Annotated in this window: 13 protein-coding genes; 7 read left to right on the top strand and 6 right to left on the bottom strand. The window is 67.3% G+C overall.

Annotated features, from left to right (window positions below):
* Positions 1-52: 52 nt before the first annotated feature.
* From ABZU75_RS19165 to ABZU75_RS19145, 5 genes are all read right to left on the bottom strand, one after another.
* Positions 53-1,204 (bottom strand): bifunctional 2-methylcitrate synthase/citrate synthase, encoded by a 1,152-nt coding sequence (locus ABZU75_RS19165; RefSeq protein ID WP_355555682.1) that lies wholly within the window; start codon positions 1,202-1,204, stop codon positions 53-55.
* Complete coding sequence (gene prpB / locus ABZU75_RS19160) at positions 1,204-2,127, bottom strand: methylisocitrate lyase (RefSeq protein WP_355555680.1); 924 nt, start codon at positions 2,125-2,127, stop codon at positions 1,204-1,206. Before prpB ends, ABZU75_RS19165 begins: the two co-directional genes overlap by 1 nt.
* Positions 2,127-3,611: an MmgE/PrpD family protein gene (locus ABZU75_RS19155; RefSeq protein WP_355555678.1), complete on the bottom strand. Its 1,485-nt coding sequence runs from the start codon at positions 3,609-3,611 to the stop codon at positions 2,127-2,129. The genes prpB and ABZU75_RS19155 overlap by 1 nt, the downstream gene beginning before the upstream one ends.
* Before the next feature lie 210 nt (positions 3,612-3,821).
* Positions 3,822-4,979 carry a thiolase gene (locus ABZU75_RS19150; RefSeq protein WP_355555676.1) on the bottom strand — a complete coding sequence of 386 codons (1,158 nt, stop codon included), beginning with the start codon at positions 4,977-4,979 and terminating at the stop codon, positions 3,822-3,824.
* The gene (locus tag ABZU75_RS19145) at positions 4,979-5,323 is read right to left on the bottom strand and encodes an OB-fold domain-containing protein (protein WP_355555674.1); all 345 of its coding nucleotides are present in this window, start codon (positions 5,321-5,323) and stop codon (positions 4,979-4,981) included. The genes ABZU75_RS19150 and ABZU75_RS19145 overlap by 1 nt, the downstream gene beginning before the upstream one ends.
* Before the next feature lie 263 nt (positions 5,324-5,586).
* On the opposite strand from ABZU75_RS19145, the gene ABZU75_RS19140 reads away from it, so the two are divergent.
* From ABZU75_RS19140 to ABZU75_RS19110, 7 genes are all read left to right on the top strand, one after another.
* Positions 5,587-6,510 carry an SDR family NAD(P)-dependent oxidoreductase gene (locus ABZU75_RS19140; RefSeq protein WP_355555672.1) on the top strand — a complete coding sequence of 308 codons (924 nt, stop codon included), beginning with the start codon at positions 5,587-5,589 and terminating at the stop codon, positions 6,508-6,510.
* A 3-nt stretch (positions 6,511-6,513) separates the two neighbouring features.
* The gene (locus tag ABZU75_RS19135; RefSeq protein ID WP_355555670.1) at positions 6,514-6,708 is read left to right on the top strand and encodes a ferredoxin; all 195 of its coding nucleotides are present in this window, start codon (positions 6,514-6,516) and stop codon (positions 6,706-6,708) included.
* Positions 6,701-7,219 (top strand): HtaA domain-containing protein, encoded by a 519-nt coding sequence (locus ABZU75_RS19130; RefSeq protein ID WP_355555668.1) that lies wholly within the window; start codon positions 6,701-6,703, stop codon positions 7,217-7,219. Before ABZU75_RS19135 ends, ABZU75_RS19130 begins: the two co-directional genes overlap by 8 nt.
* A 14-nt stretch (positions 7,220-7,233) precedes the next feature.
* Positions 7,234-8,094 carry a MaoC/PaaZ C-terminal domain-containing protein gene (locus ABZU75_RS19125; protein WP_355555666.1) on the top strand — a complete coding sequence of 287 codons (861 nt, stop codon included), beginning with the start codon at positions 7,234-7,236 and terminating at the stop codon, positions 8,092-8,094.
* Positions 8,091-10,385, top strand: coding sequence for a CoA transferase (locus tag ABZU75_RS19120; RefSeq protein WP_355555664.1), 2,295 nt, complete (start codon positions 8,091-8,093; stop codon positions 10,383-10,385). Before ABZU75_RS19125 ends, ABZU75_RS19120 begins: the two co-directional genes overlap by 4 nt.
* A 164-nt stretch (positions 10,386-10,549) precedes the next feature.
* Positions 10,550-11,782, top strand: coding sequence for an FAD-dependent oxidoreductase (locus ABZU75_RS19115; RefSeq protein ID WP_355555662.1), 1,233 nt, complete (start codon positions 10,550-10,552; stop codon positions 11,780-11,782).
* A gap of 451 nt (positions 11,783-12,233) precedes the next feature.
* Positions 12,234-13,238: an MFS transporter gene (locus ABZU75_RS19110; protein WP_355555660.1), complete on the top strand. Its 1,005-nt coding sequence runs from the start codon at positions 12,234-12,236 to the stop codon at positions 13,236-13,238.
* Here ABZU75_RS19110 and ABZU75_RS19105 read toward each other — a convergent pair.
* Positions 13,194-13,289: a LacI family DNA-binding transcriptional regulator gene (locus ABZU75_RS19105; protein ID WP_355555767.1), complete on the bottom strand. Its 96-nt coding sequence runs from the start codon at positions 13,287-13,289 to the stop codon at positions 13,194-13,196. The genes ABZU75_RS19110 and ABZU75_RS19105 overlap by 45 nt on opposite strands.
* Between the last annotated feature and the right edge of the window lie 20 nt (positions 13,290-13,309).

Genomic DNA, 13,309 nt, shown 5'->3' with positions numbered 1-13,309 from the left:
CCTGCCGGCAGCCTGCCTTCGTCACGTACCGGCGCGGATGTCTCCCGTCTGGTCACCGGGCAAGGCGAGTAGCCGGCGCGGGGACGTGGCGTTGGGGATGCCCCGTGTACGCGCTGAGGGGACGGATGAGAGAGTTGGCGGCCTGCTGTTCGATGACGTGTGCGGTCCAGCCGGTGACGCGCGACATGACGAACAAGGGCGTGAACATCGGAATGTCGAATCCCATGAGGTAGTACGTGGGGCCGGCCGGGAAGTCGAGGTTGGGGTGAATCCCCTTCTCTGCCAGCATGGCGGTCTGCAGCGCGTGGTACATGTCGACCCACTGCTGACCGTCGGTGAGCTCGGCGACGCTGAGGAAGGCGTCCTTCATGGTGGGGACCCGAGAGTCGGCGTCCTTGTACACGCGATGGCCGAAGCCCATGACCTTCTGGCCGGCGGCGAGCCGCGCGCGCAGCCAGTCCCCGGCGCCGTCCGGGTCGCCGATCTCCAGCATCATCTGCATGACCGCTTCGTTGGCCCCGCCGTGCAGCGGCCCCTTCAGCGCGCCGATGGCGGCTGTGACGGCGGAGTAGATGTCGGAGAGCGTCGAGGTGACCACGCGCGCGGCGAAGGTCGAGGCGTTGAAGCTATGCTCGGCATAGAGGATCATCGAGGTGTCGAAACAGTCGACGACCTTCTGTGCCGGCCGATCGCCGAAGCACATGTGGAAGAAGTTGTCGGAGAACGCGAGCTCGCGATCGGGCGGGATGCGATCCAGGCCGCGACGCCGACGATAGTCGTGGGCGACGATGGTCGGGAGTTTGGCGAACATCGCCACCGCCTTGGCCAGGTTGGCCTTGGGGCTGCCGTCGGCTTCGGCGGGGTCTTCGGCACCAAGGCAGCTCACGGCGGTGCGGAGCATGTCCATCGGGTGGCAGGTGTCCGGGAGCCGGTCGATGATGGCGATGGTGGAGCGGGTGACCTCGCGCTGGCTGCGTTCACGCTCATGGAAGCGGCGCAGTTGGTCGGCATCGGGCAGCTCGCCATGCCAGAGGAGGTAGGCGACCTCCTCGAAGCTGCACGTGGCGGCCAGATCCTGCACCGCGTAGCCGCGGTAGGTGAGCGAGTTGGTCTCGGGGACGACCTGGGAGACGGCACTGGTGTCGGCGACGACTCCGGCCAGACCGCGGTGGATACGGGTGTTGTTCATGATGTCGGTGGTCATCAAGCCCCTCCAGGAACGTCGAAGTTCATCAGGTCGTGGTCGAATGTGCGATAGGCGTCGTAGTCGACGAGCTCGTACAGCCGGGCCCGTGTCTGCATCCGCTCGACCAACGCGGCTTGCGTGCCTTCGTCGCGGAGGGTGCGCAGGGTGTCCTCGACGGTGCCCATCGCCGCTCGTAGCGTGGTGACGGGCCAGATGACGAGGTTGTAGCCGAGGTTCTCCAGTGCGCGGACGTCGAGCAGCGGACTCTTGCCGAACTCGGTCATGTTCGCCAGCAAGGGCGCGTCGAAAGCGTCACGGAACGCGGCGAACTCCGCCTCGTCGCGCAGGGCCTCGGGGAAGATCATGTCCGCGCCGGCGTCGAGGTAGGCCCTGGCACGATCGATGGCCGCATCCAGGCCCTCGACAGCTCGGGCATCGGTCCGGGCGCAGATGACGAAGTTCGGGTCACGCCGCGCCAGCACCGCTGCGCGGATCCGGCGCACCATGTCCTCCCTCGGCACCACCGTCTTGTTGTCCAGGTGTCCGCACCGCTTGGGATTGACCTGGTCCTCGAGATGACAGCCGGCCAGCCCGGCCTCCTCGAGCACCGTGACCGACCGGCCGGCGTTGGCGGGCTCACCGAAGCCGGTGTCGGCGTCGATCAACGCGGGCAGATCAGTGACCCGGGCGATCTGCTGCCCGCGCGTGGCAACTTCGGTGAGCGTGGTGAGGCCGATGTCGGGCAGCGCCAGATCGGCGGCGACGACCGCGCCGGACACGTAGACGCCGTCGAACCCGTGATCCATGATCGTCCGGGCCACCAGCGGGGAGAACGCCCCCGGGAAGCGCAGCAGCCGACCCGATGCCAGGCCGGCGCGTAGGGCCGCACGACGCTCCGACGGCGTGGCGCGGGCCGTGCCGGGTGGACCCGCCGCCGGCATCAGAAGATTCCCTTCGGCTGGTTGGAGTCGGCGAGCCGCTCAGCCGGCACTGTCACGTTGAGTTGCCGCACCTCGTCGGCCGTCAGCTCCTCGACTCGGCAGGCCAGGTCGAGGAACCGGTCCTGTTCCGGCTCGGGGACGATCCCGTCGGCGAGAGTGCGGAATTTGGCGACGTAGTCGTCGCGGCCGAACGGCTGGGCGCCCATCGGGTGTGCATCCGCGACCGCGATCTCGTCGACGATCTGCCGTCCGTCGGCCAGAGTGACCACCACACGGCCGCCGAACGCCTTGTCCGCCGGATGCTCTGCGTGGTAGCGGCGGGTCCATTCCGGATCCTCGACTGTGCGGATCCGCTTCCACAGCTCGATCGTCGAGGGGCGATGGGACCGCTCCGATGCGTACGAGTGCTCGTGGTGCCAGGTACCGTCCTCCAAAGCGACCGCGACGATGTACATCAGCGAGTGGTCCAGCGTCTCGCGGCTGGCGTCGGGGTCCATCTTCTGCGGGTCGTTCGCCCCGGTCCCGATCACGTGATGCGTGTGGTGACTGGTGTGGACAACGATCTCGGCGATCTGGTCCAAGGCGCCGATCCGCATTCGCAGGCGAAACGCCAGGTCGATCAGTGCCTGAGCCTGATACTCCGCCGAATGTGCCTTCGTGAAGGTCTCCAGGATCGCCCGTTTGGGCTCACCCGGCTCCGGCAGCTGCACGACGTACTCCGCGTCGGGCCCGTCGAGCAGCCAGGCGATGAAGCCGTCCTCGCCTTCGTAGATCGGCGCCGGTGATGTCTCACCCCGCATCGCCCGGTCGACCGCCTCCACCGCCACCTTCCCGGCGAACGCCGGCGCGTAGGCCTTCCACGAGGAGATCTCGCCCTTGCGGCTCTGGCGTGTTGTCGTCGTGGTGTGCAGGGCCTGACCGATGGCTTGATAGATCACTTCCGGCGACAGGCGCAACAGGGTGCCGATGCCCGCCGCCGCCGCCGGTCCCAGATGAGCGATGTGATCGATCTTGTGCGCGTGCAGGCAGATTCCGCGAACCAGGTCGACCTGGACCTCGTATCCCGTCGCGATGCCTCTCACAAGGTCTCGCCCTGAACACCCGCGATGCTGGGCCACCGCCAGTATGGGCGGGATGTTGTCGCCGGGATGGGCATAGTCCGCGGCCAGGAACGTGTCGTGGTAGTCCAGCTCACGGACGGCGACGCCGTTCGCCCACGCCGCCCACTCAGGCGAGACGCCCCTCGTCCAGGGCAGACCGAACACCGCCGCCCCGGGGGGATGCGGATGTGCCGACGCTTGCGCCCTGGCATGCGCAACCGGCGCACGATTCAGCGCCGCGATCGCAACCGCGGCGTTGTCAATGACGCGGTTCCCGACCATCTCCGCAACCGCGGGCTCGACGGGCACCGGATCCGCGGCGGCCTCGGCCAGATGCCACGCCAGTTGCTTCTGGCGCGGCAGGGAATCTTCAGAGGTATGCATCCTGATCTTGTGATTCTTCATCGTGACACTCCAGGACTGTTCCTGCGGCGGCTCGGCGTCGTGACGTCTGCACAAGCGCAGACGTCGACAGTCCGTGTCCGCCTATGCGAAAAATGTCTGACGGCACGTACCACAGCCATGACGGCGGCCTCCCTCGCGCACGCGCGCACACGCGCACGCGTGCGCGCGTGCGCGCGTGCGCGCGTGCGATCATGGGCGGCGATTGCTCAGCACGAGGCTGCCGGCGGACCCGAAGCTGAATCCGATGCCCTGGACGAAGCTGATCTCCACGCCGTCCACCTGGCGGAACGCCTCGCCGCGCAACTGACGGACGGCCTCCTGCATCGCGAACATCCCGTATCTGCCGGTGTGGGTGTAGGACATCCCGCCACCGTTGGTGTTGATCGGAAGGTCGCCTCCAGGTCGGCTGTGGCCTTCGGCGAAGAACGCACCGGACTCGCCTCGGCCGACGAACCCCGTGTCCTCGAGCATGTACAGAGGAAGGTGTGCGAACGCGTCGTAGAACATGACGTGGTCGACATCGCGGTGCGTGATGCCCGCGGACTGGAAGGCATCGGTGCTCGCCGACCGGAACGCTCCGAAGCTGTCGAGCTGATCCATCTGCGACGGCAGGGCAGCCTCGGCCGCCTCTCCCGACCCCAGCAGATAGACGGCGCGGGAGTGAGAGGGAAGGTCCCTGGCCCGCTCGGCAGACATCACCACGAGCGCTCCGCCACCGTCGGTGACCACGCAGCACATGTCGCGCGTGAAGGGGTACGCGATCTCGGGCCCCGCGAGGACGTCCTCCACGGTCGTCGGCTCGTTGCGCGCGGCGCGCGGATTTCCCACGGCCCACTCGCGCTGCGCCGCGGTCACCACCGCGAGGTCCCGAGCGGACATGCCGCGCCCTTCGAGGAAGGCGAGCACCGGAGTGGTGAACGTCGAGTACGCGGCGATCCCGCCGAAGGGCACCTCGAACTGGCCGCGGAGCGACGCGGGTTCCGCCTGGTAGGGCTTCTGTCCGACGCTGGACCTGCCGGACTCCCCGTGCGTGACGAGCACGACATTGGCGGCGCCGGCAGCGATGGCGGCCGCGGCGTGCCGCACGAGGAGCATGGAGCTGCAGCCCCCGACCCACGTGCCGTCCACCCAGCGGGGCCGGATACCGAGGTAGTCAGAGATGTCGAAGGGCGGCAGGCTGTCGTTCGCGATCCCGTCCACCTCGGCGGGAGAGACCCCGGCGTCCGCGAGGGCGCGCACCGCGGCTTCAGTGTGGAGCTGCAGGGCGGACTGGTCGGGGATCTTTCCGAGGCGCGCGGTCTCGGCTGCGCCCACGATGGCGATGTCGCCGCCGTGCATGCTGACCATCAGGACTCCTTCGAGGTTGTTGCGGGGCGGAACACGGGAAGCACCTGGTCGCCCCGCTCTTGGTAGTCGAGCTCGAGTGCTGTGCCGAGCGTCAGCGCCGTGGGGTCGGGTTCGACATCCACGATGTTCGTCATCATGCGCACGCCCTCTTCCAGCGTCACGAGCGCGATGACCTGTACGTCGACCTCGAACATGGGAAGCGGACGCCGGTTGATGACGTAGGACGCGAGCGTCGCGCGCCCCGACACCGGACGCCACTCCAACTCCGAGGACAGGCATTTCGGGCAGTACGACCGCGGATAGAAGACGGCTGCCTCGCAGGTGAGGCAGTGCTGGATGCGCATGGCGCGCGCCTTTGTGCTCTCCCAGAACGGGAGGGTCTCCGGTGTGGGTTGGGGAACCGGCCCTGCGGTCATCTTCGAGCCCCTTCGCATCGTCGTCGAGTGTCGGTAGGTGGGTGGGGTGTGAACCGCCCATGAAGTTACTCATGTATACATGCAGTCGTAGCCATTGCGAAACAGGCAGGAAATACGGCAAGCTCCTGACGAGCAGGAGCGTTTCTGTATCCAACAGGCTCGATCGGTGAGCTTGATCGCTAAGGAGCGACATGGGAATTCTGGACGGCCGCGTGGCCATCATCACCGGTGCCGGCCGCGGCATCGGAGCGTCGATCGCACGGCTCTACGTGGGCTTGGGCGCCCGCGTCGTGGTGAACGATCTCGGCTCGGCCGGCGACGGTTCGGGCGCGGACGTCGGACCCGCTCAGGAGATCGCGAGCGAGTTGAACGACTCCGTCGGCGAGAAGGTTGCCGTCGCGGACGGTGGCGATGTCGCCGATGTCGAGACCGGCCGGCGTCTGCTGGATCTGGCACTCGAGAACTACGGCAAGCTCGACATCGTTGTGAACGTCGCGGGGATTCTCCGCGACCGCATGATCTTCAACCTTGAGGAGAAGGACTGGGACGCGGTGATCCGCGTGCACCTCAAGGGACACTACAGCACCATCCGCCCCGCCTCGGCCTACTGGCGTGAGCAGCGCAACCCCGACGGGCACTACCGCATCATCAACTTCACGTCGGCATCCGGCTTGCACGGTGCGCCCGGGCAGTCCAACTATGCGGCGGCGAAGATGGGCATCGTCGGTTTCACGCAGTCGCTCGCGAACGGTCTGGCCCGCTACGGGGTCACGGCCAACGCGATCTCTCCCGGCGCCGCGACCCGTCTGACCGCGACGGTTCCCGGCGAGAAGCGGACTTTCGACCAGGAGGACGACTACCTGTCACCGGACAACATCGCCCCGGTGGTCGCCTTCATCGGCTCGGAGCAGTCTGACTGGCTGTCCGGTCGGACCCTCTATTCCGCGGGGTACCACGTCGGGCTGTACAACACGCCGCAGGAAATCGCCACGTTCGACGGAGATGGCCCGTGGACCGCCGAAAGCCTCGCTCCCGAGTTCGAACGGGTGTTCCGGCCGCTCGCGGATGGCCTGCAGCCGGCTCCCGGGCTGACCACGTCTAATCCGAAGGCATGAGCCATGAAGATCGCGGTTGATCGGGGCCGTTGCACGGGCATCGGCATTTGCGAGTCGATCTCGCCGGCATATTTCGAAGTCGGTGACGACGGTGTCCTCATCCTCGTCCGGGAGACCGTCGGCGAGGCAGATCGCGCACAGGTCGAAGAGGCCGTCCGTTCCTGCCCGGCGGCCGCGCTCAGCATCGTCGATGACTGAGCGCGCCACCGTGGTCGCGATCGATATGGAGCTCATCCCGACCAGCCGGGCACAGGCGTCGATCCTCGCCTGGGGTGTGAAACCGTCCTTCCTGCGTTACGTCGCCGGGGTCGGCGGCGTCATCACCATCGAGGACGGTGCGATCGAGCTCGATGGTGGTTTCGGGTTCCCTCTGACCGGGGGACGCGAGGACGGCACCGTCGCTGCCCGGGGAACGGTGAGGATACGGGCCCATGCAGGGCTCCTCGACGTCGTGCTCCGAGACCCGGGCCTTCAGCCGCTGAGTGGCGGCGAGGTGCTCATCGCTTCTGGCGCCGACCGTACGCCTCGCGTTCTCGGTGTGGCATCGACACTGAACCTCGCCCTGCCCGAGACCGCCCCTCTCTTTCTGCACGCGGATGCCGTGCCCCTGTTCGGCGACACCTACCCGGCGGCGACGGAGTTCGACCCCGTCCGCTTCTTCCTGCGGCGCGGACGCGACGGGATCGCGTCCGCGCCACCCCAATCATGAAATGAGTGTGAGCCATGCCCATTGACCTCGACTTCGTCGACCGCTTCGTCGGCCGCGCCGGCGCGCCCGGCGAACGCACCTGGACGGTGAAGGACACCCTCCTCTACGCCGTGGCGGTGGGCGCCGGGCACGGCGACGCGGCGCGGGAACTGGAGTTCACGACCGAGAACTCCACGGTCCGCCACCGTGTCCTGCCGTCCTTCATCGCCGTCGCAGCGAGAGGAGATCTCCCGGAGGGCATCACTTTGGACCTGTCGAAGATCTTGCACGCGGACATGGGTTTCGAGCTGTTCGCCGACGTCCCCGCCGAGGGACGGGTCATGTCGACGACACGCGTCGACGGCATCTACGACAAGGGGTCCGGGGCACTCGTGTCGTCGTCGACAGATGTCGTGGACGTGGAGACAGGCCAGCCGATCGCCCGGCTCACCTCGGGCACATTCGTCCGTGGAGAAGGAGGGTTCGGCGGTGACCGCGGACCGAAAGACAGCTGGGAGCTCCCCGGCCGCGAACCGGACGCCATCGTCCGGTACGAAACCCTTGCCGAGCAGGGGCTGATCTATCGCCTCACCGGCGATAGCAATCCGCTCCACAGCGATCCTGAGTTCGCTCGCAAAGCCGGATACCCCGCGCCGATCCTCCACGGGATGTGCACGTACGGCTTCACCGCGCGCGGTCTGCTGCACGCGGTCGCAGACTCCGATCCGGCGGTGTTCGGCGGCATGTACGGTCGCTTCACGAAGCCGGTTCAGCTGGGCGAAACGCTCGAGATCCAGGTCTGGAAGACCGAAGGCGGTGGCGTCTTCCGCACGCTCGACTCCAAGGGCGACGTCGTCATCGATCGCGGTCGCGTGTCGCTTCGAGGCGCGTCGTGAGTGCGCTCGAAGGAGTCCGCGTCCTCGACCTGTCCACAGGGATCGCCGGACCTGTCGTCAGCATGCTCCTCGGGGACTTCGGCGCCGACGTGATCCGCATCGACGGCCCGGCGCCGGACCCCCAGTCGGACAATCCCGGGTACGCGGTCTGGCATCGGAACAAGAAGAGCGTGCGCGTCGATCCCGCCCGGCACAGCGACCTGGAGTGGCTCGCGGCCTCCGTGGCCGGTGCCGATGTCGTCGTGCTCGGCGACGGTGTCACGCTGTCGGACTGGGGGCACTCCGTCGAGGAGGCGGGCCGCGTGAACGCCGAACTGGTCACATTGCGGCTGCCCGCCTACGTGGACGGGCACTCCGCATGGGCCGGCGGGGAGTCGAACGACCTCCTGGCAGGTTTCGCGGGAATGGCGATGCGACAGTCCTCGATCTCCGGAGGCCCGGTGGCGAGCATGTCACCCTTCCTCTCCTACATCCACGCCCTATGGGCCGCGACATGCGCCGTGGCGGCCCTGATCGAGCGCACGGTCTCAGGTCTCGGCCAGGTCGTGACGGTGACCGGAATGCACAGCGTCCTCCAGGCGACTGTGAGTTCCCTCAACACGAGCCCGGCCGCGCCGGACCCGCCGACGGCGATCGGCGTCATGGGCCGGCACCCCAGCTACCGACAATTTCTCTGCGCGGATGGGAAGTGGCTGGCCCTAGGCGCGCTCGGACGTAAGTTCGAAGAGCGTCTGCTGCGCGCGCTGGGGTTGGAGCGCGTGCTGGAGGACGAGCGCATCGGCGGCGTGACCGCGCGCATGGCGCTGCCCGAGAACTTCGCCTGGGCCACGGAGATCATCGAGAGTGCCGTCGCGCTCCGAACCCGAGCCGAGATGCTCGAACTCGTCGAGAGCATCGGCATCCCTTGCGGACCGATGAACTCCCGCGAAGAGTGGTTCGACGGCGAGGTCGTCCGCTCGATCGGGATGCGGGCCACGGTCCAGGACCCTGCTCGGGGCGCGGTCGAGATGGTCGGGATCCCCATCGTCCTCACACGCACGCCCGGTGCCGTCCGGACGCCGGCTCCACCGCCTGGTGCGAACGACGGGATGCTGCCGTGGCCGGCGAAGGAGCCCAAGCCCGGCCTGCCGCCCCGCTACGTGCCCGGTCCGCTGAACGGCTTCCGGGTTCTCAATATGGGAACGTTCGTGGCCTCGCCGTACGCGGGCATGCTGCTCAGCGAGCTCGGCGCGGACGTCGTGAAGGTCGAGCCACTCACCGGTGACCCGAACCGTGTGATGTCCTATGCCGTGAACCGCGGGATGCGCAGCCTCGCGATCGACCTGTCGACCGAGGCGGGACAGAAGGTCTTCCACCGCTTGGCAGAGACGGCCGACATCGTCATGGACGCAATGCGACCTGGCGTGATGAAGAAGTTCAACATCGATTACGCGACTCTGTCGGCCCTCAACCCGCGGATCGTCACCCAGTCGATGTCCGCCTACGGCGAAGGCGGTGAGTATGCGCACCGTCCCGGCGTCGACATGGTGATCCAGGCCGAGAGCGGCATGATGTCGTCGTGGGGCGGTGACGACGTCCCCGTCGCGAACACCATCGCCATCAACGACGTGGCCACGTCGGCGATGAGCACCCTCCTCAGCCTGCTCGGTCTGTACGAACGTCAGCAATCGGGCGTCGGCCAGCGGACGTGGAACTCGCTCGCCGCCACGGCGACGTTCCTGCAGATGGAGCACATGGTGCGCTTCGAGGGGAGTCCCGTCCCGCCGGTGGGGCACCAGGATTATCGAGGCCACCATCCGCTGCGGAGATACTACGAGGCTGCCGACGGGTGGCTCGGCATCGACGTCCACACGTTCGACGATGAAACCGTCGAGTCGCGACTGCGCGAGTCCGGCTTGGTCGGCGACGGAGATCTGGCAACCGGACTGCGGGACTCCATCGCCTCGCTGCCTTTGGCGGACGCGCTCCAGCGCCTCGCGCGCGCAGGTGTTCCCTCGGCGAAGGTGCGTCCCGTCTCAGAGGTACTTCGCGATCCCGAACTGCTCGAATCGGAAGCCTTCCACATCCGACTGCAGGACGACGGTACAAGCTTCATGCAGACCGGGCGATACGCGGGCTTCAGCAGGACCCAGCGCCGTGGCCCGATGGTCCCGCCCGGCAACGGCGAGCACACGCGAGCGATCCTCCGAACTGCCGGGCTGTCCGACTCCGAAGTGGACAAGTCCATCGAGCAGCGCACCGTGTTCGCCGGAGGGCCCGTCGCTCACGCGCTTCCCATCTCCTACCGCTGACTATGGCTCCCGCCGAGGAGCCGAGGGTGCGAGAGCCACATGTTTGGAGTGTCAATGGAGACTGCTGCTGACCGAGGTCGATGCGGGGTTCTCGGGGAACCACTGCATCCTGACCCTTTGGCGATCGACCGCGACTCGCGGTCCGTCGCCGGAGAGGGTGCGTAGTGGCTGGCGGACTCGTCATCGTCGGTGCGTCCCTCGCCGGCCTGCGGGCCGCGCAGGCTGCTCGCCGCGAGGGATTCAGCGGCAGGATCACGCTGATCGGCGATGAGCCGCATCTACCCTATGACCGCCCGCCCTTGTCCAAGGCGTACCTTGCCGAGGCCGGCGAGCCCGACTACTTCGTCGCACCGGAGGAGCTCGACGAGCAGAACATCGCGATCCGGCTCTCCAGTCGCGCGACGGAGCTGGATCCGAACGCGCGGGAGGTCGTGCTCGCGGACGCGAGTCGCGTGCCGTTCGACAAGCTCATCGTCGCGACCGGGGCGAGCCCGCGGCGCCTGGCGATCGCTCCCGACATCGACGGAGTCGTCACTCTCCGGACCCTGGACGACGCGACGCGCATTCGGAGCAGATTGCGCGAAGGTCTCGACGTCGTCGTCATCGGGGCTGGGTTCATCGGATCCGAGATCGCGTCGTCGGCACATGTACAGGGTGCGAATGTGACGATCCTCGAGGCGGCGCCGGTACCGCTCGTCCGAGCCGTCGGCGAGGAGGTGGGCGCCGCGATCTCGGGTCTCCACTCGCGCAATGGCGTCCGGCTGGTATGCGGGGCGCGGATCGAGGCGATTCGAGGGGAGACCCATGTCACCGAGGTCGTGCTGGCTGATGGCGAGCGCATCCCCGCCGATCTCGTCGTCGTCGGGATCGGAGCTGCCCCGGCGACCGAATGGCTGGTGTCCTCGGGAATCGAGTTGAACCCCATCGACGGCGGGGTCGTCTGCGACGAGTACCTCGAGTCCTCCATCCCCGGTGTGTTCGCTGCGGGCGATGTCACGTACTGGCCGAACGGTGTGATGGACGTCACGATGCGCTCGGAGAACTGGACGAATGCCGCCGAACAGGGAGCCCGCGCGGGTGTTAACGCCGTCGTCGAGCATAAACGGGCCGCGTTCGAGACAGTCCCATACTTCTGGAGCGACTGGTACCGGAGCCGGATCCAGTTCGTCGGCACCGCGAGCGCGGACAGTGTGAGCTTCGCGTCCGGTGGCCCGCAGGAGGACAAGTTCGTCGCGCTGTATCGATCGGGCGACCGGCTGGTCGGTGCCGCGACCCTCAACGAGCAGCGCAAGATCATGAAGTTCCGGAGGCTCATCCAGCAGCGCGGCAGCTGGGACGAGGCGCTGGCGCTGCTCGAACAAACCCTCATCGAGCGTGCTGCGCATGCACGCGCCTGAAGGAAAGAGATCCCGATGACCATTTCCGCAGACGATCTGCTGACGATCCCCGCGACCAGCGGTGGTGGGGACCTGGCGACCTAAGCGACCACGCCCGTGCGCAACCCGTCCACCGGCCGGCCGTGCGGAGCACGCATCGCCGGCGACGGGTATTTCTATGCGCCCACCATCATCGACAGCGTCGACGATGGTGGGCGCATCGCGCACCTGCCCTTCGGATGCCGATCACCATCTGCAGCCTGCGGGAGAACCGTCAGCGACCTGATCAAACAGTGGTCACACCCACGTGGGCGCGCACGACATCCCAACAGCGATCAGCTCTCCCAGCCAACCGGCAAGGGCACGGTCTCTCATCAGGACTCAACGTCCAGGAGCCACGAGTGCTCACCTGCTGGCGGCTACCACCAGGAGTCTGCCGGATGGCTTACTCCCAGAACTGATGAGGAATCACGTGAAGCTGCCTCGCGCAGCCTGGGTCATCGCGCTGGCCAGTTTCCTCTCCGCGGTCGGCTTCGGGATCGTGGTGCCTTCGCTGCCGGCGCTGGGCGCGGCGTACGGTGTCGGCATAGCAGGGATGAGCGTCGCGATCAGCGGATTCGCCATGACACGGCTGGCCACGAACCTCGGACTGACTCCGATACTCCGGCGGCTGCCGCTCCAGCCTGTCATGGCGGCGGGTCTGGGATTCCAGGGCGTCGCGACCATCCTGGCCGGCTTCGCCGACGACTACACGACGTTCATCATCCTCAGATCCGTCAGCGGGGTGGGCAGCGCGGCCTTCACGATGGCCTCCACGGCCCTCATGGTGGCTGTCTCCCCACCCGGTCTGCGAGGTCGCGTGATGAGTCTGCAGGGGGGTCTTCTCGGCATCGGGACGGTGTCGGGACCGGCTCTGGGCGGAATCATAGTTCTGGACCCACACCTGCCGCTGATCGTGTACGGCGTGGCGATGTGTGTCGCAGCGGTGATGACCCTGGTGTTCCTCAACCAGATCCGGACCATGCGAACTCTGGACGAAGCGACCGACGAAGCGACCGACGAACTGGCCGACCCAGAGGCCGCCGTGCCGCAGGCGCGGCGTGGCACGCTCCGTCTGCTCTTCCTCGACCCCCTCTTCGTCACCGTCGTCGTCTGTCAGGCGGTCAACGGGGCTCTCTATTACGGTGTGCGGTTTGCGATCCTGCCGGCGTACCTCGAGGTGATCGGCCACATGGTGGGTTTCGTCGGAATCGTGCTGACGATCTCGGCCGTGTCCCAGGTCGTCGCGACGGCGACATCGGGCACGCTCTCCGACCGCGTGGGGCGTTTTCCGCTCCTAGTTGCCTCGTACGTGGTCGGCATCTGCAGTTTCGGATTGCTGTCCTTCGCCGAGGCGGCGGTCATTGCGATCCTGGCCTTCGTCGCGCTCGGCTCAGCGAGTGGACTTCAGTACTCGACGGACCCTGGAGACCGTTGATTTGGACACGCCGGCCCGGGTGGCGACAGCCTCCAGGGTGGGTCGTCTCATGTGCTTCTCCCCGCAGTCCG

The organism is Streptosporangium sp. NPDC005286 (assembly GCF_040607515.1).
In the GTDB taxonomy this organism is placed as follows: Bacteria; Actinomycetota; Actinomycetes; order Streptosporangiales; family Streptosporangiaceae; genus Streptosporangium.
The sequence above is the reverse complement of the archived record's forward strand: the minus strand, read 5'-3'. Positions and strand labels throughout refer to the sequence as shown.

Coding starts and splice junctions, on each gene's coding strand:
- ABZU75_RS19150 (WP_355555676.1), bottom strand. CDS start 4,979: ATGGTCAGCATGCACGGCGGCGACATCGCCATCGTGGGCGCAGCCGAG.
- ABZU75_RS19135 (WP_355555670.1), top strand. CDS start 6,514: ATGAAGATCGCGGTTGATCGGGGCCGTTGCACGGGCATCGGCATTTGC.
- ABZU75_RS19125 (WP_355555666.1), top strand. CDS start 7,234: ATGCCCATTGACCTCGACTTCGTCGACCGCTTCGTCGGCCGCGCCGGC.
- ABZU75_RS19155 (WP_355555678.1), bottom strand. CDS start 3,611: ATGCATACCTCTGAAGATTCCCTGCCGCGCCAGAAGCAACTGGCGTGG.
- ABZU75_RS19105 (WP_355555767.1), bottom strand. CDS start 13,289: ATGAGACGACCCACCCTGGAGGCTGTCGCCACCCGGGCCGGCGTGTCC.
- prpB (WP_355555680.1), bottom strand. CDS start 2,127: ATGCCGGCGGCGGGTCCACCCGGCACGGCCCGCGCCACGCCGTCGGAG.
- ABZU75_RS19130 (WP_355555668.1), top strand. CDS start 6,701: ATGACTGAGCGCGCCACCGTGGTCGCGATCGATATGGAGCTCATCCCG.
- ABZU75_RS19145 (WP_355555674.1), bottom strand. CDS start 5,323: ATGCGCATCCAGCACTGCCTCACCTGCGAGGCAGCCGTCTTCTATCCG.
- ABZU75_RS19165 (WP_355555682.1), bottom strand. CDS start 1,204: ATGACCACCGACATCATGAACAACACCCGTATCCACCGCGGTCTGGCC.
- ABZU75_RS19140 (WP_355555672.1), top strand. CDS start 5,587: ATGGGAATTCTGGACGGCCGCGTGGCCATCATCACCGGTGCCGGCCGC.